Annotated in this window: 20 protein-coding genes and 2 tRNA genes; 11 read left to right on the forward strand and 11 right to left on the reverse strand. The window is 63.9% G+C overall.

From position 1 onward, the window contains the following. The first annotated feature begins 86 nt into the window (after nt 1–86). Nucleotides 87–563, forward strand: a complete 477-nt coding sequence (locus GCN78_RS02730) for a (2Fe-2S)-binding protein (RefSeq protein WP_152250324.1) — start codon at nt 87–89, stop codon at nt 561–563. Then, nucleotides 560–2,866, forward strand: a complete 2,307-nt coding sequence (locus GCN78_RS02735; protein ID WP_152250325.1) for a xanthine dehydrogenase family protein molybdopterin-binding subunit — start codon at nt 560–562, stop codon at nt 2,864–2,866. The genes GCN78_RS02730 and GCN78_RS02735 overlap by 4 nt, the downstream gene beginning before the upstream one ends. Here the strand turns inward: GCN78_RS02735 and GCN78_RS02740 are convergent. After that, nucleotides 2,863–4,059 carry an MFS transporter gene (locus GCN78_RS02740; RefSeq protein WP_152250326.1) on the reverse strand — a complete coding sequence of 399 codons (1,197 nt, stop codon included), beginning with the start codon at nt 4,057–4,059 and terminating at the stop codon, nt 2,863–2,865. The two genes, GCN78_RS02735 and GCN78_RS02740, sit on opposite strands and share 4 nt — an antisense overlap. A gap of 110 nt (nt 4,060–4,169) precedes the next feature. On the opposite strand from GCN78_RS02740, the gene GCN78_RS02745 reads away from it, so the two are divergent. Beyond that, the gene (locus GCN78_RS02745; RefSeq protein WP_152250327.1) at nt 4,170–4,958 is read left to right on the forward strand and encodes a helix-turn-helix transcriptional regulator; all 789 of its coding nucleotides are present in this window, start codon (nt 4,170–4,172) and stop codon (nt 4,956–4,958) included. A gap of 59 nt (nt 4,959–5,017) precedes the next feature. On the opposite strand, the gene GCN78_RS02750 is transcribed toward GCN78_RS02745, so the two are convergent. Beyond that, nucleotides 5,018–5,094, reverse strand: a tRNA-Met gene (locus GCN78_RS02750). A gap of 152 nt (nt 5,095–5,246) precedes the next feature. Next, a tRNA-Met gene (locus tag GCN78_RS02755) sits at nt 5,247–5,323 on the reverse strand. Between the two features lie 185 nt (nt 5,324–5,508). On the opposite strand from GCN78_RS02755, the gene GCN78_RS02760 reads away from it, so the two are divergent. The 3 genes from GCN78_RS02760 to GCN78_RS02770 are packed head-to-tail and all read left to right on the forward strand — an operon-like array spanning nt 5,509 to nt 7,617. Next, on the forward strand, nt 5,509–6,087 hold the full coding sequence (locus GCN78_RS02760) for an NUDIX hydrolase (RefSeq protein ID WP_152250328.1): 579 nt from the start codon (nt 5,509–5,511) through the stop codon (nt 6,085–6,087). Nucleotides 6,088–6,117: 30 nt separating this feature from the next. Continuing rightward, the gene (gene aat, locus GCN78_RS02765) at nt 6,118–6,834 is read left to right on the forward strand and encodes a leucyl/phenylalanyl-tRNA--protein transferase (protein WP_152250329.1); all 717 of its coding nucleotides are present in this window, start codon (nt 6,118–6,120) and stop codon (nt 6,832–6,834) included. A gap of 60 nt (nt 6,835–6,894) precedes the next feature. Then, on the forward strand, nt 6,895–7,617 hold the full coding sequence (locus GCN78_RS02770; RefSeq protein ID WP_152250330.1) for an arginyltransferase: 723 nt from the start codon (nt 6,895–6,897) through the stop codon (nt 7,615–7,617). A gap of 30 nt (nt 7,618–7,647) precedes the next feature. On the opposite strand, the gene GCN78_RS02775 is transcribed toward GCN78_RS02770, so the two are convergent. Next, nucleotides 7,648–10,959, reverse strand: coding sequence for a S41 family peptidase (locus GCN78_RS02775; protein ID WP_152250331.1), 3,312 nt, complete (start codon nt 10,957–10,959; stop codon nt 7,648–7,650). 204 nt (nt 10,960–11,163) lie between these two features. Here GCN78_RS02775 and GCN78_RS02780 point away from each other — a divergent pair, with 204 nt between their 5' ends. From GCN78_RS02780 to GCN78_RS02790, 3 genes are all read left to right on the forward strand, one after another. Beyond that, the gene (locus tag GCN78_RS02780) at nt 11,164–12,213 is read left to right on the forward strand and encodes a quinone-dependent dihydroorotate dehydrogenase (RefSeq protein WP_152250332.1); all 1,050 of its coding nucleotides are present in this window, start codon (nt 11,164–11,166) and stop codon (nt 12,211–12,213) included. After that, nucleotides 12,213–13,259, forward strand: a complete 1,047-nt coding sequence (locus tag GCN78_RS02785; protein WP_152250568.1) for an aldo/keto reductase — start codon at nt 12,213–12,215, stop codon at nt 13,257–13,259. The genes GCN78_RS02780 and GCN78_RS02785 overlap by 1 nt, the downstream gene beginning before the upstream one ends. A gap of 296 nt (nt 13,260–13,555) precedes the next feature. Then, nucleotides 13,556–15,976: a TonB-dependent receptor plug domain-containing protein gene (locus GCN78_RS02790; protein WP_152250333.1), complete on the forward strand. Its 2,421-nt coding sequence runs from the start codon at nt 13,556–13,558 to the stop codon at nt 15,974–15,976. Nucleotides 15,977–16,059: 83 nt separating this feature from the next. Here GCN78_RS02790 and GCN78_RS29540 read toward each other — a convergent pair whose 3' ends face one another. Then, the gene (locus GCN78_RS29540; RefSeq protein ID WP_226939429.1) at nt 16,060–16,617 is read right to left on the reverse strand and encodes a PEP-CTERM sorting domain-containing protein; all 558 of its coding nucleotides are present in this window, start codon (nt 16,615–16,617) and stop codon (nt 16,060–16,062) included. 352 nt (nt 16,618–16,969) lie between these two features. Between GCN78_RS29540 and GCN78_RS02800 the strand changes: the two genes are divergently transcribed. Together GCN78_RS02800 and GCN78_RS02805 are read left to right on the forward strand one after the other, a co-directional pair. Further along, nucleotides 16,970–17,581, forward strand: a complete 612-nt coding sequence (locus GCN78_RS02800) for an immunity protein Imm33 domain-containing protein (RefSeq protein WP_152250334.1) — start codon at nt 16,970–16,972, stop codon at nt 17,579–17,581. Then, nucleotides 17,578–17,931 (forward strand): MmcQ/YjbR family DNA-binding protein, encoded by a 354-nt coding sequence (locus GCN78_RS02805; protein WP_152250335.1) that lies wholly within the window; start codon nt 17,578–17,580, stop codon nt 17,929–17,931. The genes GCN78_RS02800 and GCN78_RS02805 overlap by 4 nt, the downstream gene beginning before the upstream one ends. Here the strand turns inward: GCN78_RS02805 and GCN78_RS02810 are convergent. The 6 genes from GCN78_RS02810 to GCN78_RS02835 form a co-directional block, all read right to left on the reverse strand. After that, entirely contained in the window at nt 17,928–18,860 is a 933-nt protein-coding gene (locus tag GCN78_RS02810; RefSeq protein WP_152250336.1) for a CysB family HTH-type transcriptional regulator, read from the reverse strand. The genes GCN78_RS02805 and GCN78_RS02810 overlap by 4 nt on opposite strands. Before the next feature lie 12 nt (nt 18,861–18,872). Next, nucleotides 18,873–19,943, reverse strand: a complete 1,071-nt coding sequence (locus tag GCN78_RS02815) for a sulfate/molybdate ABC transporter ATP-binding protein (RefSeq protein WP_152250337.1) — start codon at nt 19,941–19,943, stop codon at nt 18,873–18,875. 1 nt (nt 19,944) lies between these two features. After that, nucleotides 19,945–20,871, reverse strand: coding sequence for a sulfate ABC transporter permease subunit CysW (gene cysW, locus GCN78_RS02820; protein WP_152250338.1), 927 nt, complete (start codon nt 20,869–20,871; stop codon nt 19,945–19,947). Beyond that, on the reverse strand, nt 20,868–21,677 hold the full coding sequence (gene cysT / locus GCN78_RS02825; protein ID WP_226939457.1) for a sulfate ABC transporter permease subunit CysT: 810 nt from the start codon (nt 21,675–21,677) through the stop codon (nt 20,868–20,870). Before cysT ends, cysW begins: the two co-directional genes overlap by 4 nt. 323 nt (nt 21,678–22,000) lie before the next feature. Continuing rightward, nucleotides 22,001–22,639: a peroxiredoxin gene (locus tag GCN78_RS02830; protein ID WP_152250340.1), complete on the reverse strand. Its 639-nt coding sequence runs from the start codon at nt 22,637–22,639 to the stop codon at nt 22,001–22,003. Nucleotides 22,640–22,681: 42 nt separating this feature from the next. Next, a complete protein-coding gene (locus GCN78_RS02835; protein ID WP_034747509.1) occupies nt 22,682–23,248 on the reverse strand; it encodes an RBBP9/YdeN family alpha/beta hydrolase in 567 nt (188 codons plus the stop codon). Nucleotides 23,249–23,257 lie beyond the last annotated feature (9 nt).

Genomic DNA, 23,257 nt, shown 5'->3' on the forward strand with positions numbered 1-23,257 from the left:
GTGCTACCATCCCATACTGATGCGCTCATCCGTATGGCGGATGGCCGTCGCGCTTACCCGCACCATCCCCATTCCGAGGAATATACATGACGACCCTGACCATCAATGGCAAGCAGCACGACCTTGCCCTGCCTGAAGACACGCCCCTGCTGTGGGCCCTGCGCGACGAACTGGGCATGACCGGCACCAAATTCGGCTGCGGCATGGCCCTGTGCGGCGCCTGCACCGTGCATATGGACGGCGAGGCCATCCGCTCTTGCGTGACGCCCGTGTCGGCTGCCGCCGGCAAGAAGATCACCACCATCGAAGCGGTGGGCGAAGACAAGGTTGGCCTGGCCCTGCAGCAAGCCTGGCAGGAACACGGCGTGCCCCAATGCGGCTATTGCCAGGCCGGCCAGATCATGTCGGCCACGGCCCTGCTGCACAAGACGCCAAAACCAAACGACCAGCAGATCCGCGAAGCGATGAGCGGCAATATCTGCCGCTGCGGCACCTACACGCGCATCCACGCAGCCATCAAGCAGGCCTCGGCCAGCATCGGCGCGAAAGGAGCGGCCCAATGAGTATCCATGACACTGCCGCCGCACATTCGCCCGCGCGGCGCAACTGGCTCAAGGCCGCCGGCGCGCTGGCTGGATTGACCCTGGTGGCCGGGCCTTCCGGCCTCGTGATGGCGGCCGACGCCGTCAAATACGGCGGCGACAAGATGGCGGGCGGCGTGGTCGACGACACCCTGGTCTTCCTGTCGATCGGCGCCGACGGCATCGTCACCATCGTGGCGCACCGCTCCGAAATGGGCCAGGGCATCCGCACCAGCCTGCCCATGGTGGCGGCCGACGAACTGGGCGCCGACTGGGCGCAGGTGCGCGTGCAGCAAGCGCCCGCCGACGAAGCGCGCTACGGCAGCCAGGATACGGATGGCTCGCGCAGCATGCGCCACTCATTCCGCGCCATGCGCCACGTGGGCGCCACGGCGCGCCTGATGCTGGAAACGGCGGCCGCCGTGCGCTGGGACGTACCCGTCACCGAAGTGAAAGCCGTCAACCACGCGGTCGTGCATGCTGCCAGCGGACGCTCGCTGTCCTTCGGCGCGCTGGCCGAAGACGCGGCCAAGTTGCCGGTGCCGCCACGCGCGCGCATCAGCCTGAAAACGGCGGGCGAGCTGCGCTACATCGGACAAACCAGCACGCGCGGCATCGACTTGCACGATATCGTCACGGGCAACACCCACTTCGGCATCGACACGCGCCTCGACGGCATGGCGTATGCCGTCATCGCCCGTCCGCCCGTCTTCGGCGGCAAGCTGAAAAGCGTGGACAAGACGGCGGCCTTGAAGGTACCTGGCGTGCTGCGCATCGTCGAACTGGCGGGCAGTCCGCCGCCGGCCATGTTCAACCCGCTGGGCGGCGTGGCCGTCATCGCCAGCAACACCTGGGCCGCCATCAAGGGCCGCGAAGCGCTGGTGCTGGAATGGGACGACGGTCCGAACGGCGGCTACGATTCGACCGCCTTCCGTAAGACGCTGGAGGCGGCCGTGCGCCAGCCGGCCAGCCCGGCGCGCGACCAGGGCAAGACGGTGGCCACCCTGGCCGCCGCTCCCGCCGCGCGCAAATTCAGCGCCGAATACTATCTGCCGCATCTGGCCCACGCCACCATGGAGCCGCCAGCCGCCACCGTGCGTATCGCCGATGGCAAGGCCGAGGTGTGGGCCTGCGTGCAGGCGCCGCAGGCGACGCGCAGCAACGTGGCCAAGGCCCTGGGGCTGGCGTATGACGACGTGACCGTCCACGTGACCCTGCTCGGCGGCGGCTTCGGGCGCAAATCGAAACCCGATTTCGCCGTCGAGGCGGCGCTGCTGTCGAAGGCCATGGATGGCGCGCCCGTCAAGCTGACGTGGACGCGCGACGACGACCTGCAGCACGACTACCTGCACACGGTGTCCGTCGAACGGCTGGAAGCGTCGCTCGACGCGAAAGGCATGCCGACGGCCTGGCTGCACCGCACGGCCGCGCCCACCATCACCTCGACCTTTGCCGCCGGCGCGAACAAGCAGGCGCCGTTCGAGCTGGGCATGTCGGCCATCAACGTGCCCTATGCGATTCCGAACATCCGCGTCGAAGTGCCCGAGGTGCCGGCCCACACGCGCATCGGCTGGTTCCGTTCCGTGTCGAATATCCCGCACGCGTTTGCCATCCAGTCGTTCACGGCCGAACTGGCGCACGCGGCGAAGAAGGACCATCGCGACTATCTGCTGGCGCTGCTGGGCCCCGCGCGCAAGATCAACCCGGCCGACCTGTCCGATGGCTGGAACTATGGCGAAGATCCGGCGAAGTATCCGGTCGACATCGGCCGCATGCGCCACGTGATCGAGCTGGCGACGGCCAAGGCGGGCTGGGGCCGCAAGCTGCCCAAGGGACGGGGGCTGGGCCTGGCCGTGTCCTACAGTTTCGTCACCTATGTGGCGGCCGTGATCGAAGTGGAGATCAACGCGGCCGGCGAAGTGATCGTGCCCAGGGTCGACATCGCCATGGATTGCGGCCCGCAGATCAACCCGGACCGCGTGCGCTCGCAGGTCGAGGGCGCCTGCATCATGGGCCTGTCGCTGGCCATGAGCGGCGAAATCAGCTTTAAAAATGGCCGGGTCGAGCAAAGCAATTTCCACGACTATGCCGTGCTGCGCGCCGCCGACGCACCGCGCGTGATCCACACGCACCTGGTGCCGGGCACCCTGGACATGGAGCTGGGCGGCGTGGGCGAACCGGCCACGCCGCCCATCGCGCCCGCCCTGTGCAACGCCATCTTCGCCGCCACGGGCAAGCGCATCCGCGCCCTGCCCGTCGGCATGCAGCTGGCGAAGAAGCGCTAACTGCGGCGCACGAGACCTGACTGCAGCAGCAATGCTGCGGCGGCCACCACGGCAGCCGCAGCCGCCAGCAGCCAGGCGGGCCAGTCCAGCAGCAGCATCAAGCCGCCCGTGGCGGCGCCGATGGCGCTGCCCAGGTACAGCGCCGATTCGTTGAGGGCGATGGCCAGGTTGCCATCGCCCTGCCGCGCGCGCACGGCAAGCAACTGCTGGTTCTGCGGCACTTGCAAGGCCCAGCCGGCCGCGCCCCACAGCGCGATCGGCGCCAGCATCAGCCACGCCGACCAGCCGGCCGCCAGCGGCAGCGCGCCCAAGGCCAGCGCCAGCAGCAGCAAGATGAACATGGTCAGCCTGGGCGCCGCCAGCTTGTCCGCCCATGGCCCAACCAGCACGCTGCCCACGATCCCGCCCACGCCCCACACCCACAGGAAGGGCGTGGCGGACATCGCAGCCCCGTGCGCGGACCACGCCAGCAGCGGGGCGATGAAGGTGTACATGCCCAGGCTGGCGACGGCCGCCAGCAGCGACACGAGCAGGATGACCAGCACCTGTCCATCGGCCAGCAAGGCCAGCTTGCGGCGCAGGGAGATGGCCGGCGCCGCCGGCAGCGCGGGCAGCTGCCACAGCAAGCCCGCCAGCGCCAGCGCACCGAGGATGGCGACCAGCCACAGGGCCGCCGTCCAGCCCAGCTGCTGCGCCAGCAGCAAGCTCAATGGCACGCCCAGCACCGTGCCACCCGCCATGCCGCCCATGATCACGCCGATGGCCTTGCCCCGTTGCGGCGGCGCCGACACGCCGGCCGCCGCCGCGATACCCAGCGCCAGGTAGACACCCGCACCGACGCCGGCCATCGCGCGCCACGCCAGCAAGCTGCTGAAACCGGACGCCAGCGCGCTGGCCCCGTTCGCCAGCACGAATACGCCCAGGGCGAGCAACAGGCCGCAGCGCTGCGCGCGCGCGGGCAGCAAGGCCACGACCAGCGGCGAGCCGAGGCCGTAAGCCAGGGTAAACGCCGTCACCATTTGCGCGGCCATCGCCAGGGAAATGGAAAGGGCAGCGGCGATCATCGGCATCAAGCCCGCCGTCACATACGACGCCATGCCCAGCGCGAACGCGCCCACGGCGATCAGCCAGACGGTGGCGGGCAGCGCGGCGGCGGCAGATGCGGGCGCACGGGAAGGGGAATAGTCAGACATGGGCAAGCTTTCAGGAAGAAAGCAGGCATTCTGGAATACAATATAAACAATTACAATTTAACTGTTTATGCTATTACTGATAGCAACAACTTCACAGGAAAGACAGCACCATGCGCACTTTGGCCCGTACCCGCCACGAACTAGCCGCCTACCTGCAGGCGCGGCGCGCGCGGCTGTCGCCGGAAGACGTGGGCTTGCCCGGCGGCGGGCGGCGCCGGACGCCGGGCTTGCGCCGTGAAGAAGTGGCGGCACTGGCCGGCGTGGGGCTGACCTGGTACACCTGGCTGGAGCAGGGACGCGACATCGGCGTCTCCAGCGCCTTTCTCGACAAGCTGGCCGAAGTGCTCAAACTCGATGCGGCCGAACGGCGCCACCTGTTCCTGCTCGCGCATGCGCGTCCGCCGGCCGAAGAAGGCAAGACGTTTTGCGTGGTGCCGCCGCTGGTGTGCCGCCTGATGCACGAACTGGCGCATCCGGCGTATGTGCTCAACCTGCGCTGGGACGTGCTGGCGTTCAATGCGGGCGCGGACGCCCTGTTCGGCTTCGGCGCGCATGCCGCCGCGCGCCGCAATCTGCTGTGGCTGCTATTTACCGACCCGCTGCTGCGGTCACGCTTCACGGCCTGGGAAGAGCAGGCGCCGCTGATGCTGTCGAGCTTTCGCCGCGACTATGCGCGCGCCACGCAGGAAGCGGACATGCACGCGCTGGTGGAGGAACTGGAAAAAGTGTCGCCCGACTTCAAGCAGTGGTGGCGCCGCCACGACGTGCATGCGCCGTGCGAAGGCGTGCGCCGCCTGACAATCGACGGCGAGCAGGTCGCCTATGAGCACACCTCGCTGACCATCGATGCGGACCGCCATTTGCGGCTGCTCGTGTATGCGCGCCAAGTGCACGAGTAAACACCACCGCACAACGAAAAAACCGCTGGCCCTCTTGCGAGGAACCAGCAGCTTCGAATTGGTTGCGGGGACAGGATTTGAACCTGTGACCTTCGGGTTATGAGCCCGACGAGCTGCCAGACTGCTCCACCCCGCACAAGAATTATATACCAGATTGTTGCGCGGCGTAAAGGGCATGATTTGACAATCTCATGCGCGGTCCGCCTGCCGGATAGTGCCGTCCGGTAAATTCAGGCAGAAATGGAAAAAGCCGCCGATCTTTTGCAAGAGTCGGCGGCTTTCCGGTATTGGTTGCGGGGACAGGATTTGAACCTGTGACCTTCGGGTTATGAGCCCGACGAGCTGCCAGACTGCTCCACCCCGCACAAGAATTATAAGGGCAAACGGGTGACTTAGGCAATAGCTATCTCAACTTCAACCGCAATAGAGCCATTAAATTAAAAGAGTGCGACAATTGCCAGCTGGTATTGTGTCCGCCCGTCACGCCACGCCGCGCGCAATCGGTGTACAGTAAGCGTTACAGCAAACACCCATTTTTCCAAGCCCGCCCATGAAATTCTGCTCCGAATGCGCCCATCCTGTCAGCCTGTCCATTCCGGAAGGCGACAACCGTCTGCGCTATGTCTGCGCCAACTGCGACGCCATCCATTACCAGAACCCGAAAATGGTGGTCGGCTCGATTCCCGTCTGGGAAGAGGATGGCCAGCTGCAGGTCTTGCTGTGCAAGCGGGCCATCGAGCCGCGCCTCGGCTACTGGACCCTGCCGGCCGGCTTCATGGAAAACGATGAAACGACGTCGGACGCGGCCGAGCGCGAAACGGTGGAGGAAGCGGGCGCGAATATCGAGCTGGGCCCCCTGTTTTCGCTGCTCAACGTGCAGCGCGTGCACCAGGTGCACCTGTTCTACCTGGCCCGCCTGCGCGACCTCGATTTCGCGCCGGGCATCGAAAGCCTGGACGTACAGCTGTTTACGGAAGCGCAGATTCCCTGGGACGACCTGGCCTTCCCCACCATCCGCGCCACCCTGGAGCTGTTCTTTGCCGACCGCGTGAAAATCCGCGAAGGCGGCAGCTACGGCGTCCATACGGGCGACATCACGCGCCCGATGGCGCGCGCGGATACCGAGTAAGCCCCCTCCACCCGACACCCTTGACGCCGCATGATTCCCTGGCTCGACATCCACACCCCGTTCCCTGACGTCGCGCGCGCCCTGACGGACGAGGCGCCCGGCCTGCTGGCGGCCGGCGCCGACCTGTCGCCCGCGCGCCTGCTCGACGCTTACCGGCGCGGCATCTTTCCCTGGTTTTCCGAAGGCCAGCCCATCCTGTGGTGGAGCACCGATCCGCGCATGGTGCTGATGACGGAAAACTTCAAGGTGTCCGACAGCCTGGCCAAGGCGATCCGCAAGGTCGAGCGCAGCGCCGCCACGGACGGACGCTGGCAGCTGCGTTTCGACGGCGATTTCGAGGCCGTCATGCGCGCCTGCGCGGCGCCGCGCAAGGATGGCCCGGGCACCTGGATTTCCGATGAGATCATCGCCGGCTACACGGGCTTGCACAAGCTGGGCTACGCGCACTCGTCGGAACTGTGGCTGGACGGGGAACTGGTGGGCGGCGCGTATGGCGTGTCGATCGGGCGCATGTTCTATGGCGAATCGATGTTCGCGCGCGTGACGGATGGCTCGAAGATCGCGCTGGCGCAGCTCGTGCGCTTTTTGCAGGCGCGCGGCGTGACCATGATTGACTGTCAGCAAGAAACAAAACACCTGGCTTCGCTGGGCGCGGCGCCCATTTCGCGCGCGCGCTTCCTGGCCCACGTCCGCGTCGCCATTGAAGCAGCGCAAATCACGGATTGGCATGCTGCATCACCCGCGTAAAAAAGCTATGATATCTCCACGCAGACTTCCATTGCCGCGGACAGACCAGACAGGATCAGCATGACGCACCTGAACGAACTACCGTTTGCCACCCTGCAGTTCTATACGACGGCGCCCTACCCGTGCAGCTACCTGGACGACCGCCAGGCCCGCTCGCAGGTGGCCACGCCCTCGCACCTGATCAACAGCGACGTGTATTCGGAACTGGTGCGCAACGGCTTTCGCCGCAGCGGCATTTTTACTTACCGGCCGTATTGCGATGGCTGCCAGGCCTGCATTCCCGTGCGCGTCGTGACGCAGTCCTTCACGCCCAACCGCAACCAGCGCCGCGCCTGGAGCCGGCACGCCGATCTGCAGGCGGGCGTGGCCACCCTGTCCTTCCTCGACGAGCACTACGAACTGTATCTGCGCTACCAGAGCACCCGCCACGCGGGCGGCGGCATGGACCAGGACAGCCGCGACCAGTATGCGCAATTCCTGCTGCAAAGCCGGGTCAACACGCGCCTGGTGGAGTTTCGCGATGCCGAAGGCACCCTGCGCATGGTCAGCATCATCGACGTGCTGGCCGATGGCCTGTCGTCCGTCTACACGTTTTTCGACCCGGACGTGCCGGGCGCCTCGTATGGCACCTACAACGTGCTGTGGCAAATCGCCCAGGCGCGCGAGCTGGGCCTGCCCTACATCTACCTGGGCTACTGGATCGCGCAAAGCCCGAAGATGGCGTACAAGATCAATTTCAAGCCGCTGGAAGCGCGCATCAAGGGGCAGTGGGTCGTGATGTAAAAAAAGGGGCTTGTGCCCCTTTTCCATTGCCTACTTGCTCTTGTCCGGGAACGCCGGACGCTTGGGCCGCGCGGGCGGGTTCTTCGCCAGTTCGGCCTGGATCACCTCGATCGCCTTTTCCAGCTGCGGATCGCGCCCGGCGATGACGTCGGCCGGCGTTTGCTCGACTTCGATATCGGGCGGCACGCCTTCGTTTTCCACGCCCCAGCCATTCTCGCGCGTCCAGAACGCCAGGTTCGGCGCCGTGATGAAGCCGCCATCCATCAGCACGGGGAAGCCGAGGATGCCCACCAGGCCGCCCCACGTCGCCTTGCCGATCAGCGGACCCATGTTATTTTTGCGGAACATCCACGGCAGCAGGTCGCCGCCCGAACCGGCCGTCTCGTCGATCAGCATGGCGCGCGGCCCCTGGATCGAGGCCGACGGCGTCTTCATGTCGGCGCCGTAGCGCATGGTCCACCAGGCGATTTCCTTCTTCTGCAGGATCTCGATGTAGTAATCGGCCACGCTGCCGCCGCCGTTGAAGCGCTCGTCAACGATGATGGCCTGCTTGTCCGCCTGCGGGAAGAAATAGCGCTTGAAGTAGGTGTGGCCCAGACCCGCCGTATTGGGCACGTACACGTACGCCACCTTGCCATTGGTCGCCGCGTTCACCTTGCGCATATTGCCCTCGATCCAGTCGCGGTTGCGCAAGGCATCCTCGGTCGGCACGGGCACCACGGTGATCGTGCGCGCGCCCTTGCCGTCGGCCGACGGCCCCACGATCAGGTCGATCGCCTTGCCTGCCGTGTTCTCGAAGGCGCTGTACAAGTTCGTCGGCGGCGCCAGCGGGCGGCTGTCGACGGCCAGCAGGTACTCGCCCGCCCTGACGTTCAGGCCCGGTTCCGTCAGCGGCGCGCGCAGGGCCGGATTCCAGTTCAAGCCGCCATACACCTTCTTGAAGCGGTAGTGGCCGTCGCTCACCTCGTAGTCGGCGCCCAGCAAGCCGCCCGGCACCTTCTTCGCCTCGATAAAATCGTCGCCGCCGCCGCCGCGGTGGTGGCCGACGGCCAGTTCGCTGCACATCCATTGAATCAGGCGGTTCAGGTCCGCGCGACTCGACAGCTCGGGCAGGAAGACGGCGTACTTGTCGCGCATGGCTTTCCAGTCCACGCCATGCATGCCCGGGTCATAGAAGTAGTCGCGGTTGATGCGCCACACTTCATTGAAGATCTGCGTCCACTCGGCGCGCGGATCGGCTTTCACTTCGATGGCGTCGACCTTGATCTTGCCTTCGCCGGGCGCCAGCAGCTTGCCCGTGGCGCTGCCCATGGCCCAGTTGTCCTTGTGGCGGTACAAGAGCTTCTTGCCGTCGGCCGAGACCTCGAAATCATCGGCTTCCGCCACCACGGTTTCCGCCTTGCGCTCCTTCAGGTCGAAGCGCTGCACGGCCTTCTTGCCATCGCTCTCGCGCAGCAAAAAGATCTGCCCCGCGGCGCCGGCCGTCAGGCTGGAGAACTGCGCGGCCGGCAGCGGCAGGTCGACGATGCGCGTGGCGATGCCGTCGAAATCGATGTGGATCGGCGCCACGGGAGCGACCGTGACTTTCGGGTCGTCGCGGCCCGTCTTCGGATCGACCTTCGGCTCGTTTTTCGGCTCGGCTTCCGCCTTCGCCGTGTCTTTTTTACTCTCCGCGCTGGCGGCCTTTTCCTCGTCGCTTTCCTTGATCAGGGGCGACGGCAAGTCGCGCCGCAGCACGGCCATCCACACGGTGCGCGTCACCAGGTTGTCTTCATTCTGCTGCGAGAACCAGTTGTTGCTGGGGCCTGCGTTGGTCGACGCGAAGAAGTACAGGTATTTGCCGCTCTTGTCGAACACGGGCTGGGCCACGTCGGACAGGCCGTCGGTGACGGGCATGGACTTGTTCTGCTCGACGGAATAGATGTAGGCGCTGCGCGTGTAGGTGGGCGAATTGAGCGTGTAGGCCAGCCAGCGCGAATCGGGCGCCCACGCGGCGCGCATGCTCTTGTCGACGCCATACATCGGTTCCGTGGCGATTTTTTGCACCTTGCCCGTGCCGACGTCGATCACGTACATGCTCCAGCCGTTGTCGGCAAATGCGATCTTCCGGCTGTCGGGCGACCAGACGGCGTTGTCATAGAAGCCGCTGCCATTCATCTTGAACTTGCGTACGGCGCCCTTGCCATCCTGCGCCCGCACATGCAGCTCATATTCGCCCGACTCGTCCGAGAAATACGCGACGGAACGGCCATCGGGCGACCAGATCGGCGTGCGCTCGTGGGCGCCGGCCGTCTGCGTCAGATTGCGCACGTCGCCCTTGTCGGCCGGGATGGTGACGATCTCGCCCCGGTACTCGAAGGCGACGCGCGCGCCCGACGGCGAAATCGACGCGTCGCGGATATATTTCGCGTTCTTGACCCAGCGTGGACGCGTCTGTCCCAGGTCGCTGGCCACGGCTATGGTCAGCTTGTGCGCCTGGCCGCTGGCGATGTCGAGCGAGTGCAGGTAGCCGGCCTGCTCGTAGACGATGGTGCCGTTCGCCGCCGACGCGTTCAGCACGGGGAAATCCGCGTGCCGCGTCAACTGGCGCACGGCCTTGGTCTTGACGTCATAGGCAAACAGGTTGAATTCGCCGTTGCGGTCGGAACGGAAGTACACGGTGTCCTTGATCCACATGGGATCGACGTCGTTCGAGCGCGTCGTCGGCTGGGGAATTTTTTCGATCGACTTGTCGGCCGACGAGAATAGCCACAGCCAGGAATTGGTGCCACCCCGGTAGCGCTTCCACTGCTTGAAGGCGGGCATCAGCGGATTGTAGGCGATGCGCTTGCCGTCGGGCGAGTATGCGGCGCGCGAGGCGTTCGGGATCTCCAGCTGGGTTTCCACACCGCCCGCCACCGGTACCGTGAACAGCTTCTGGAAGCGGTTGTTGAAGGCGGCACGGGGCGAGGTGAACATCACGGCCTGGCCATCGGGCGTGAACGACTGCGCCAGGTCCGCGCCCGGGTGGAAGGTCAGCCGGCGCGGCACGCCGCCCGCCGCCGCGATCACATACACGTCGACATTGCCGTCGATGTTCGCGCTATACGCGATCAGGCTGCCGTCGGGCGAGAAGACGGGGTTGGACTTGTCGCCCAGGTCCGAGGTGAGGCGCCGCGCGCCGCCGCCGTCCAGGTTCGACAGCCATACATCGCCCGCATAGATAAAGGCGATGTGGCGGCTGGAAACGGCCGGTTCGCTCAGCATGCGGGTGTCTTGCGTATTGGGCAGGGCCAGGGCCGGGTGGCTCAGCAGCAGTGCGCTGGCGGCCGCGATGGCGGTCAGGATGCGTGTCTTTTTCAATCGATGTCTCGCTTATAAAGTCAACAGAACAGGGAAGAAACAGGGAAGTCCACGGCCGAATGCGGATTAACAATGGATCAATATTGCATTTGACCAACAAGAACTATACACCCGGCAGCCGCGTGGAACACGGTAAAATACGGCAAATTACACAGCGCGCCGCCAGCCTCTCCCGGCGGCCCGCACACCTACTCAAAGCGCCCCATGTCTGAAAAATTCCTGTACTCCCTCGCCCGCCCGCTGCTGTTCTCGATGGATGCCGAAGCGGCCCACCATCTCACCCTGCCCGCCCTGAAACGCGCCAGCGCGCTGGGCCTGACCAAGCTGGCCGGCAAGCCGGCCCTGGACCCGCGCACGGTGATGGGCATCACCTTCCCCAATCCGGTGGGCCTGGCTGCCGGCCTGGACAAGGATGGCGCCTACATCGACGCCCTGGCCGACCTGGGCTTCGGCTCCATCGAAGTGGGCACCGTCACGCCGCGCGCGCAGGCGGGCAATCCGAAACCGCGCATGTTCCGCCTGCCGCAGGCGCAGGGCATCATCAACCGCATGGGATTCAACAATGGCGGCGTGGACGCGTTCGTGGCCAACGTGCAGGCGTCGAAGTTTTACCAGAACCGCGCCGGCGTGCTGGGCCTGAACATCGGCAAGAACGCCGACACGCCGATCGAGCGCGCGGCCGACGACTACCTGCTGTGCCTGGAAAAAGTCTACCCCTACGCCAGCTATGTGACGGTCAACATCTCGTCGCCGAACACGAAAAACCTGCGCCAGCTGCAGGGCGCGTCGGAACTCGACGCCCTGCTGTCGCAGCTCAAAGATGCGCAGGCGCGCCTGGCCGACAAGCACAAGCGCTACGTGCCGCTGGCCCTGAAGATCGCGCCGGACATGGATGGCGAACAGGTGAAAAGCATCGCCGACTCGCTCACGCGCCACCAGATCGACGGCGTCATCGCCACCAACACGACCCTGTCGCGCAGCGCCGTCGAAGGCATGCCGCACGGCGCGGAAGCGGGCGGCCTGTCGGGTGCGCCCGTGTTCGAACTGTCGAACAATGTCATCCGTTTGCTGAAGGCGGAACTGGGCAACGCGCTGCCCATCATCGGCGTGGGCGGCATCATGCAGGGCAGTGACGCCGTGGCCAAGTTCGAGGCGGGCGCGCAGCTGGTGCAGCTGTACAGCGGCCTGATTTACGCCGGTCCCGTGCTGATCAAGGATTGCGCCCGCGCGCTGCGCGGCAAACAGGCGACATGATCGCCAGGGTCAAGCTCGGCGCCAGCAGCCTGGAAGTGAGCCGGATCTGCCTGGGCACGATGACCTTCGGCGAGCAGAACAGTGAAGCCGAAGCGCACAGCCAGCTCGATTACGCGCTCGAGCGGGGCATCAACTTCATCGACACGGCGGAAATGTATCCGGTGATGGCCAGCGCGCAGACGCAGGGCAGCACCGAGCGCTACATCGGCAGCTGGCTGAAGAAGAGCGGCCGGCGCGGCGACATTGTGCTGGCCAGCAAGGTGGCCGGGCCGAACTCGCGCATGCACTGGATCCGCAAGGGCAAGACGGACCACGACGCGGCCAACATCCGCGCCGCCGTCGAGGACAGCCTGCGCCGGCTGCAGACGGAGCACATCGACCTGTACCAGTTGCACTGGCCCAGCCGCAACCTGCCCATCTTCGGCGCCAGCGTGTACAACCCGCGCAAGGAACACGCTTGCGTCGCCATCGAGGACACGCTGGCCGTGCTGGGCAAGCTGGTCGAGGAAGGCAAGATCGGCCACATCGGCGTGTCGAACGAATCGTCGTGGGGCGTGTGCGAATACATCAAGCAGGCCGAGCTGAAAGGCTTGCCGCGCATCGCGTCCATCCAGAACCTGTACAACCTGACGGCGCGCCATTTCGAGACGAGCCTGCTCGACGAAACCTGCCACCGGGAAAACGTCAGCTTGCTGGCCTACAGTCCGCTGGCGTTCGGCCAGCTGACGGCGAAATACCTCGACGATCCGCAGGCCAAGGGCCGCCTGACGCGCTTCCCTGCCGGCTGGAGTCCCCGCTACGTGCGCCCGGCCACCATCGAAGCGGCGCGCCAGTATGCGGCGCTGGCCCGCGCGCACGGCTTGACGCCGGCGCAACTGGCGCTGGCCTGGTGCTACACGCGCTGGTTCGTGGCCTCGACCATCATCGGCGCCACCAGCGTGACGCAGTTGCAGCAAAACATCGATGCCCATCAAGTCAGCTTGTCGCCGGAACTGGTGGCGGCCGTCGACGCCATCCACGCCAGCGCGCCCAATCCGGGGCAGTAACTGCCCTCCGCCCGGCGGCGCATGCCGCCGCCAGGCACCCCACTCCCTTCGCAGATAGTCGTATTTATACAACAGCTGGCAATTTACTGCTGTGCAGCATTGCGGCCTTGCCATGCCCGGTCGTATGCTGGAAACGAGGCCATATGCGCTACTCGCGCCATGTTGACGTCTTTCAGATATTTATTGCATATCGATAGACAGAACGATTCGTAAGCACGCCGCGTGCCCACTGTTAATCTGATGTCATCACCGGACCGCCATGGTCCGCGCAACCACCAACCGAAGAGATATCGTCGATGAGTTCAAGCAACGCCCGCTCCCAGATTCCCGCCCTGCCCGTGAAAACCGTTATCGCCGCCAGCCTGATCGCCTGCTTCAGCCTGCCCATGCAGGCACAAGCGCAGCAAGAACTGCCGGCCGAAGGCGAATTGCAATCGGTGGTCGTCACCGGCACCTTCGCCAAGAACCGCCGCACCATCGATTCCGAATCGCCGATCGACATCCTCACCTCGCGCGACCTGCAAAGCACGGGTTCGGGCGAACTGGCCACCGTGCTGGCGCGTTTGCTGCCCTCGCTGAACTTCGCCCGCGCCACGGGCGCCGACGCCAGCGACGCCGTGCGTCCGGCGCAATTGCGCGGCCTGTCGCCCGACCAGACCCTGGTGCTGGTGAACGGCAAGCGTCGCTATACATCGGCCGTCGTCAACGTCAACGGCTCGCTGGGCCGCGGCTCGGCGCCCGTCGACCTGAACGCCATCCCGCTGGCCGCCATCGACCACGTGGAAGTGCTGCGCGATGGCGCGGCGGCCCAGTACGGTTCCGATGCGATTGCCGGTGTGATCAACATCATCCTGAAAAAAGGCGCGGCCGGCGGCGACATCGAAGTGGGCTATGGCCAGACGCAGGAACGCGACGGCAAGCAGAAATCCATCAAGGGTTCGGCCGGCTTCGCCCTGGGCGAGGATGGCTGGGTGCGCGTCTCGGCGGAAGTGGCCGAGCGCGACCCGACCAACCGCGCCGGCGCCGACTTCCGCAATCCGCTGGAACCGCGCTACGGCAAGGTCAACCAGCGCTATGGCGACCCGGAAAGCAAGCCGGCGACGATTTTCCTCAACAGCGAATACCGCATCAGCGATAACCTCGACTGGTATGCCTTCGGCAACTATGGCAAGCGCGACACGTCGGCCGCCGCCACCTGGCGCACGGCGCTGATCCAGGATGACGTCACCAAGCTGTACTCGCAGCGCACGCCGCTCTTCCCGGAAGGCTTCTTGCCATTGCAAAACAGCACCCTGACCGACCAGTCCATCGTCACCGGCTTGCGCGGTGAAGCGGCCGGCTGGCGCTGGGATGCCAGCATCAATTACGGCAGCAACAAGTTCGAACTGGACCTGGACAACACGGTCAACCAGTCGCTGGGCGCGAACAGCCCCACGCACTTCTATGTCGGTTCGCTGAAAAATGAACAAACGGTATTCAACCTCGATGCGGCGCGCGAATTCCCCGTCGCTTACTTTACGGGGCCCCTGACGGTGGCCGTGGGCGCCGAAGCGCGCCATGAAAAATACAGCATCGGCGCCGGCGACGAAGCGTCGTACACGGGTGGCGGCTCGCAAGGCTTTGCCGGCTTCCGCCCTGCCAACGCCGGCAGCCACTCGCGCCACAACGAGTCGATCTATGTGAACCTGGAAGCGGAAGCGACGAAGAAACTGTCCGGCAGCGTGGCCTTGCGCCATGAGCGCTATAGCGATTTCGGCAGCACCACCTCGGCCAAGGGCTCGGCCCGTTATGCGTTCACGGACGCCCTCTCCCTGCGCGGCACGGTGTCGAGCGGCTTCCGCGCGCCATCGCTGGCGCAGCAGTACTACACCATCACCACCACCAACTTCCAGGTCTTCAACGGCGTCAACACGCCGATCGAGACGGGCACTTTCGCCGTCAACACGCCGCAGGCGCGCGCCCTCGGTGCGCAAGACCTGAAACCGGAAAAGGCCCGCAACTACAGCCTGGGCCTGCAATTCCAGCCCACCCGCAACTTCACGACGACGGTGGACGCCTACCGCATCGACATCGACAACCGCATCCTGTTCTCGGCAAATCTGAGACTCAGCGATGCGTTGAAAAACGTCCTCGCCGCACAGGGCACGCCAGTAGGCTCGGGACGCTATTTCACCAACGCCGTCGACACGCGCACGGAAGGCGTGGACATCGTCAGCACCTACCGCATCGACCTGCAAGAGAAGGATCGCCTGGACCTCACCGTGGCCTACAACCACAACAAGAGCACGGTACGGAAAATCGCCGACAATCCGGCCATCCTGACGGCCAACAACCTGAAACTGATCGACCGCCAGAGCATCGACCGCATCACGGTGGCGTCGCCGAAGGACAAGTTCAGCCTGGCCGCCGACTACGGCTTCGGCATCTGGAATGCGCATGGCGTCGTGACGCGCTACGGCAGCTTCACCGTACCGCAAAACGATGTCAAGCTGGACCAGACGTATGACCCGCAATGGGTGCTGGACGTGTCCGGTTCCGTAAAACTGGGCAAGAACTGGCGCCTGGTGGCCGGCATCGACAACGTCACCAACCGCTACCCGGCGCAAGTGACGAGCAACAGCAACTTGAACGTCAACGGCACCCAGCCTTACAGCATCTTCGCGCCGAACGGTTTCAACGGCCGCTATTACTACGCCAAGGCTGGCTATAGCTGGTAAAGAGCGCTCTGCCATGCAAAAAGCCTGGAACGCATCGCGTTTCCAGGCTTTTTTTATGTCTTGCGCCCGCAGGCGCTGCAGGCTCAGGCGCGGCGGCGGCGCGCGACAAAACCGAGCAGGCCAAGGCCCAGCATCAGCATGCCGTAGGTCGCTGGCTCAGGCACTGCCGAGACCGAGTTGAAAGCGCGGAAATTGCTCAGGCCACGCGGCAGGTTGGCAATACTGAACACCGTATTGGCGGCCAGCGGCGCGCTCCAGTGGAACAACAATTCGCCACGGCCATAATGCACGGCCAGGTAGTCAAAGCTGGAGTTGACGGTGAACGAACCGGACTTGCCGCTTTCCAGGTCGCCCTGGGCGGCAAAGACCAACGAGCCGGTGCCGCTGGACGGCAGGCCAAACTTGGTGCTGACCAAGCTCTGGATGGCGGCCGCACTTTGCGCGCCGGGCGGGTTGGCACCGTCATAGACCCAGACCGAGTCCGCTGCCACGCTGCCATAAGTGACGGTCTTGCCGCCCACCGTGAAGCCGCTCATGGCAGGATTGGTGATTTCCACCCAGCTTGCCGCCTGGGCCAATGGCGCCAGGCAAGCCGAAACGCTCAGGCAAAGACCCAGCAGCGCATGTTTAGTCGTGTTCATATATTCCCCTAGCTCAAGTATTTCAATAAATATAATGTTACTTATTTTTTTATCATTTTTCGTGCGGCTGAGCAAAAGATATCATTCAGGAAATCAAAATGCAATAAAAGAAACATATTTTACCATTGGCATTTTCAATCGACCTCATCAATTTATTGCTAGTGCCGGCTATCGTAGGGCTTGCCGCCATCCTTGCCATGAGCGGCCGCCATTCCGGGCCACAGGATTGTTGTAGATCGGCACATGAGAAGCCGGGTAGCCCTGCGGCAATGGCAAGGCCGGGCGATATGCGTGGTCGTCCTGGCACGCGATCGGCTACCATGGGTGTCACTCTTTTTGATGACGGATACCCATGCCCAGCTGGCACCTGGCCGACGCCGCCGAACTGGCGGCGCGCCATCCCTACACTTTCTATAAATCACCGCCCGAGGCCATCGCCCAGGTGCGCCCCGGCGACGTGGTCAAGCTGATCTTCGCCTTCCACAGCGACGATCCGCAGGCGCCGGGCGCCGAACGCATGTGGGTGCTGGTCGATACGGTGGACGCCGGCGGCCATTTCACGGGCAAGCTCGACAACATGCCCGGCTACATCGCCGATTTGCACGCCAAAGACCCCATCGCCTTCGCGGCGCGCCACATCATCAATACCCAGCACGACGATGACGATAACCTCGTCAACCGCTACGCGGGCCTGTGCTTCGTGACGAAAAAAGTGCTGGAAGACGGCGCGCCCGTCGGCTATCTGTACCGCGAGGAGCCTGACAACGACGACGACAGCGGCTGGCGCTTCACGGCCAACGACGAGAGCGACGACTACATGAACGACAGCGTCAACGTGGCACTCGTGTCGCTGGGCGCCGTGCTCAGCGTGGATGACCGCTTCATTGCGCTGCTCGACGCGCCTGCCGGGTCGGCGTTTGCCTTCGACCACGACACGCAACAATTCATGGCGGTGGACGAATGACAAGTGATGAACTGAAGGAATTTTGCGCGGCCCTGCCCGGCGCGCAAGCCGTGCTCTACGGTGCCCCGTCGAACATCCTCGTATATGAAGTAGCTGGCAAGAAATTTGCATACTTTAAAACCAGCATGCCGGAACAGTGGCGCTTCAGCCTGCGCGTCAGCGTGGAGCGCTTTATCGAACTGACGGACATGCCCGGCGTCAAACCGGCCCGTTACATGGGCCGCTTTCACTGGGTGACCATCGTCGACGTGGCGCGCTTCCCGTCCGACTATCTGGCGGAACTGGTGCAGGACAGCTACGCGCGCGCCGTGGCCAGCCTGACGCGCGCGCAACGGGCCGCCATCGCCTAGAGGGCCTCCTCTCCCGCCATGGCGCGGTCGATGTCTTCGCGCGTCAAGTCGGGCGCCAGCTGCAGGATGAATTCGTAGGCGTACGAACGCAGGTAGGCGCCGCGGCGCACGGCCAGGCGCGTCGTATTGGTGGCGAACAGGTGCGACGCTTCCACCGCCCGCAGTCCCTTGTCGCGGCCATGGTCGAAGGCCATCGAGGCGACGATGCCCACGCCCAGGCCCAGCGCCACGTATTGCTTGATGACGTCGGAATCCATGGCCGTCAAAATAATATCGGTCGCCACGCCCGCCTTGGCGAAGGCGTCGTCGATATGGCCGCGTCCCGTGAAGCCCTTGTCGTAGGTAATCAGCGGGTATTTCGCCAGGTCTTCCAGGCGGATGGGCGAATGTTCGAGCAGCGGGTGGCCGTCCGGCACGACGATCAGATGGCTCCAGCGGTAGCACGGGAACGACACGAGGTCGGGGAACTGGCTCAAGCCTTCCGTGGCGATGCCGATGTCGGTCTTGCCCGACAGCACCCATTCCGCGATGTGCTCGGGCGCGCTTTGTTGCAGCGCGATGCGCACGTCGGGATAGGCGGCACGGAAACTTTGCACCACTTTCGGCAGTGCATAGCGCGCCTGCGTGTGCGTGGCCGCTACGGATAAAGTGCCGCTGGTCTGGCCGCTGTATTCGAGGCTTGCCTGCTGCAGGTTTTCCGCCTCGATCAAGAGGCGGTCGACGATCTTCAGGATGCCCTTGCCCGGCTCCGTCAAGCCCGTCAAGCGCTTGCCGTTGCGTTCGAAAATCACCACGCCCAGCTCATCCTCGAGTTCGCGGATTTGCCGGCTCACGCCCGGTTGCGACGTGAACAGGGCGTTGGCCACCTCCGTCAGGTTATAGCCGCGGCGGGCCGCTTCGCGGATCGATCGCAATTGTTGAAAATTCATGGCTATCCTGTATTAAGTTCGGGTGGGTTCGACAAAGACATGGAGGCGCTTTGGACGCACGACCAGCGTTTCGCCTTCCTTCAGCTGCAGATGGCTGAAGCGCTCGTTCGACATCACCGCTTCGATCAGTTCGCTGTTATCGACGCGCTGCAAGTCCAGCTGGGCCAGCGGGCCGATCGCATGGGCGCGGCTCAGTTTCACGACGATGCCTTCCGCGCCCTGCGTGTAGCGGTCGATTTCCAGGTCGTGCGGACGCACATAGGCCGTGCCCTTGCTGTCGCTCACGCCCGCATAATCGGGCACCTCGAAGCTGGCGTCGCCCGTCGCCATCACGCCGTCGTGCACCCTGCCGTGGAACAGGTTGACGTTGCCGAGGAAGCCGTAGACAAACGGCGAGGCCGGGTGGTTGTAGACTTGCTCAGGGGAACCGAGTTGCTCGACGGTGCCCTTGTTCATCAGCACGACCTGGTCCGCCACTTCCAACGCTTCTTCCTGGTCATGCGTGACGAAAATACTGGTGACGTGCAAGTCGTCATGCAGGCGGCGCAGCCAGCGGCGCAATTCCTTGCGCACCTTGGCATCGAGGGCGCCGAACGGCTCGTCGAGCAGCAGCACGCGCGGTTCGACGGCCAGCGCGCGCGCCAGGGCGATACGCTGGCGTTGTCCGCCCGACAGTTGCGGCGGATAGCGGTCGGCCAGCCAATCGAGCTGCACCAGCTCCAGCAAATCTTTTACCTTGCGGCGGATCTGCTCTTCCGACGGGCGCTCGCTGCGCGACTTCACGCGCAAGCCAAAGGCCACGTTCTCGAACACCGTCATGTGCTTGAACAACGCATAGTGCTGGAACACGAAACCGACCTGCCGCTCGCGCACGTGGCGGTTCGACGCGTCTTCCGCGTCCAGCAGCACCTGGCCGCTGTCCGGATGTTCCAGGCCGGCAATGATGCGCAGCAAGGTGGTCTTGCCGCAACCGGACGGGCCCAGCAGGGCCGTCAATTCGCCGGCGGGAAAGTCCAGCGAGATATTGTCGAGGGCAACGAAATCGCCGAAGCGCTTGTGGATGTTTTTAACTGCGATGGTCATATCAGTGCTCCGTGGAACGTAAGGCGGAATCGTCGGCGTCGCTCTCGTTCAAACGCCACTCAATGAAGGCTTTCAGGGCCAGGGTCACCAGCGCAAGCAAGGCCAGCAAGGAGGCGACGGCAAACGCGGCGGCGAAGTTGTACTCGTTGTACAGAATCTCCACCTGCAGCGGCATGGTGTTGGTTTCGCCGCGGATATGGCCGGACACCACGGACACGGCACCGAACTCGCCCATGGCGCGGGCATTACACAGGATCACGCCATACAGCAGACCCCACTTGATGTTCGGCAAAGTCACGCGGCGGAAAGTGTTCCAGCCCGACGCGCCCAGCACGATGGCGGCCTCTTCCTCTTCGCTGCCCTGCGACTGCATCAGCGGGATCAGTTCACGCGCGACGAACGGGAAGGTGATGAAGATGGTGGCCAGCACGATGCCGGGCACGGCAAACAAAATCTTGATGTCGTGCGCCTGCAGCCACGGACCGAACCAGCCCTGGGCACCGAACATCAGCACATAGATCAGGCCGGAAATCACGGGCGAGACGGAAAACGGCAGGTCGATCAGGGTCAGCAAGATGCTCTTGCCGCGGAATTCGAACTTGGCGATGCACCAGGAAGCGGCCACGCCAAACACCAGGTTCAGCGGTACGGCGATGGCGGCCGTGATCAATGTCAGCTTGATGGCGGAAATCGCGTCCGGATCGATGATGGCGGCGATATACGCTTCCCAGCCCTTCTTGAACGCTTCCGCGAACACGGCCACCAGGGGCACGATCAAAAAGGCTGTCAGGAACAGCAGGGCGATGGTGATCAGGACCGTGCGCACCCACAGCGGTTCCAGCACGACGGGGCCGACGTTCGGCTCGAAGCGGCGCACTGCCGGGCGCGCATTGTCCACGCCAGCGACGGTAGTCGTATTCGTACTCATGATTTCTTCGCCTTTCCGCGCGTCCATGCTTGCAGCAGGTTAATCGTCAACAACAGCAGGAAGGACACCACCAGCATCACCACGGCGATAGCCGTGGCGCCTGCGTAATCGTATTGTTCCAATTTGGTAATAATGAACAGCGGCGTGATTTCCGACACCATCGGCATGTTGCCGGCGATAAAGATCACGGAACCGTACTCGCCCGTGGCGCGGGCGAAGGCCAGCGCAAAGCCCGTCAACAGCGAAGGCAAGATCGTGGGGAAGATGACGCGGATGAATGTTTGCAGGGAATTGGCACCCAGGCTGGCGGCCGCTTCTTCCAGTTCCTTTTCCGCGTCTTCCAGCACCGGTTGCACGGTGCGCACGACAAACGGCAAGCCGATGAAGGTCAGCGCCACCACCACGCCCAGCGGCGTGAACGCCACCTTGATGCCCAGCACGCCTTCGATGAACTGGCCGAACCAGCCGTTCGACGAGTACAAAGCCGTCAGGGTGATGCCGGCCACGGCCGTCGGCAAGGCGAACGGCAAGTCGACCAGCGCGTCGATGATGCGCTTGCCGGGAAATTGATAGCGCACCAGCACCCAGGCCAGGATGCCGCCGAACACCACGTTCAGCAGGGCGGCGATCAGGGAAGCGCCAAACGTCAGGCGGTACGACGCCATCACGCGCTCGGACGTGACGGCGCTGAAGAAGGCATCCCACGTCATGGTGAAGGTTTTCAGGAACACCGACGACAGCGGAATAAGGACGATCAAGGCCAGGTAAAAGAGCGTAAAGCCCAGTGACAGCTTAAACCCCGGCATGACCCGAAACGGCGCTCCCCGCGCCTTGATCGGTGCTGCTGATGCTGCAGACATAGAAACTCCTTCTTATTACATTTTTGAGTTATAGGACGCAATAATCACATGCAATCGTTATAAAAAGAACTAACCATTTCTCATTTGCTTAGATGGATTTCGCATACTTGCTTGCGGAATCTGCGGGCGAAAAAAAACGCACCGGCGAGGTGCGTTTTTGTTGGATCAAGAGTGCCGAATAAAACGTTCAGGGCTAGGCGCGTTGCCGAAGACAGTACGAATGTACGGCGAGGCAATGCAACAACGCCATGGACGTTTTTTCGGTGCTCTTATTTGTTGGGCTGCGGCGTCAAACGCAGATACGGCTTGGCTGCAGTAAAGCCCTTCGGATACTTCTGCTTGATCACGTCCGGGTCTTGCACGGTCAGCGGAATGATGACGTCGTCGCCATCCTGCCAGTTGCCGGGCGTGGCCACGGTGTAGCCGTCCGTCAGTTGCAGGGCGTCGATGACGCGCAGGATTTCATTGAAGTTGCGGCCAGTGCTCAGCGGATACGTGAGGATCAGGCGCACCTTCTTGTTCGGGTCGATGATGAAGACGGAACGCACGGTGGCCGTGACGGACTGCTCCGGGTGGATCATGTCGTACAGCACCGACACTTTCTTGTCGACGTCGGCGATGATGGGGAAGCCCACCACCGTGTTTTGCGTCTCTTCGATATCCTTGATCCAGCGCTTGTGCGACTCGGCCGCGTCCACGGACAGGGCGATGGCCTTCACGTTGCGCTTGTCGAATTCCGGCTTGAGCTTGGCCGTCAGGCCCAGTTCCGTCGTGCACACGGGGGTAAAGTCGGCCGGGTGGGAAAACAGCACCACCCAGGAGTTGCCCGCCCACTCGTGGAACTTGAGGGGGCCGATCGAGCTGTCTTGTTCAAAATCAGGGGCGACGTCGCCCAGGCGTAAAGTCATCGTGATCTCCTTGAGAGGTTGTGTGGCGGTATGTTCGTCGTATCAGGCTGCCTGACGGTGGCGTTTGTCGCTTTGCGCCAGATCAAACAGCGTTTGCAGCTGCGCCTGGCCGTAGACCCAGTCACCCAGGCGCGACTCGGCGTTGATATGGCCCAGCGCACCGCCATCAATATACTTGCAATTCCAGCGCCGTGCCCACTGCGCCGCGTGTTCGGCCGTCATCCACGGGTCCGTCTGGCTGGCGATCAGAATGCCGGGGCAAGGCAGCCGCTTTTGCGGCAATGCCTTGGCCACGCCAAACTTGTCGGGATCGGCCGGCCCCACCAGCAGCACGCCGGCCACGCCCTGCGGGTCGCGCGCCAGGCTGTGCGCCGTCGTCAGGCAGCCGAAGCTGTGGGCGACGATCAGCGTGGGACGCGCATCTTGCCGCCGCACCTGGTCCAGGCGCGCCGACCAAGTGGCCAGGTCGGGTGCGTTCCAGTCGTCCTGCTCGACCCGCTCGAATTGCGGATACAGGCGCTGCCAGCGGCTCTGCCAATGCTCGGGACCGCTGTTATGCAAGCCCGGCACGATCAATACCCGGTAATCGGAAAAGCTGCGCAGCGCCATGATGTGTCC

Origin of the sequence: Janthinobacterium rivuli, assembly GCF_009208735.1 — a bacterium.
Taxonomy (GTDB): Bacteria; Pseudomonadota; Gammaproteobacteria; order Burkholderiales; family Burkholderiaceae_D; genus Janthinobacterium.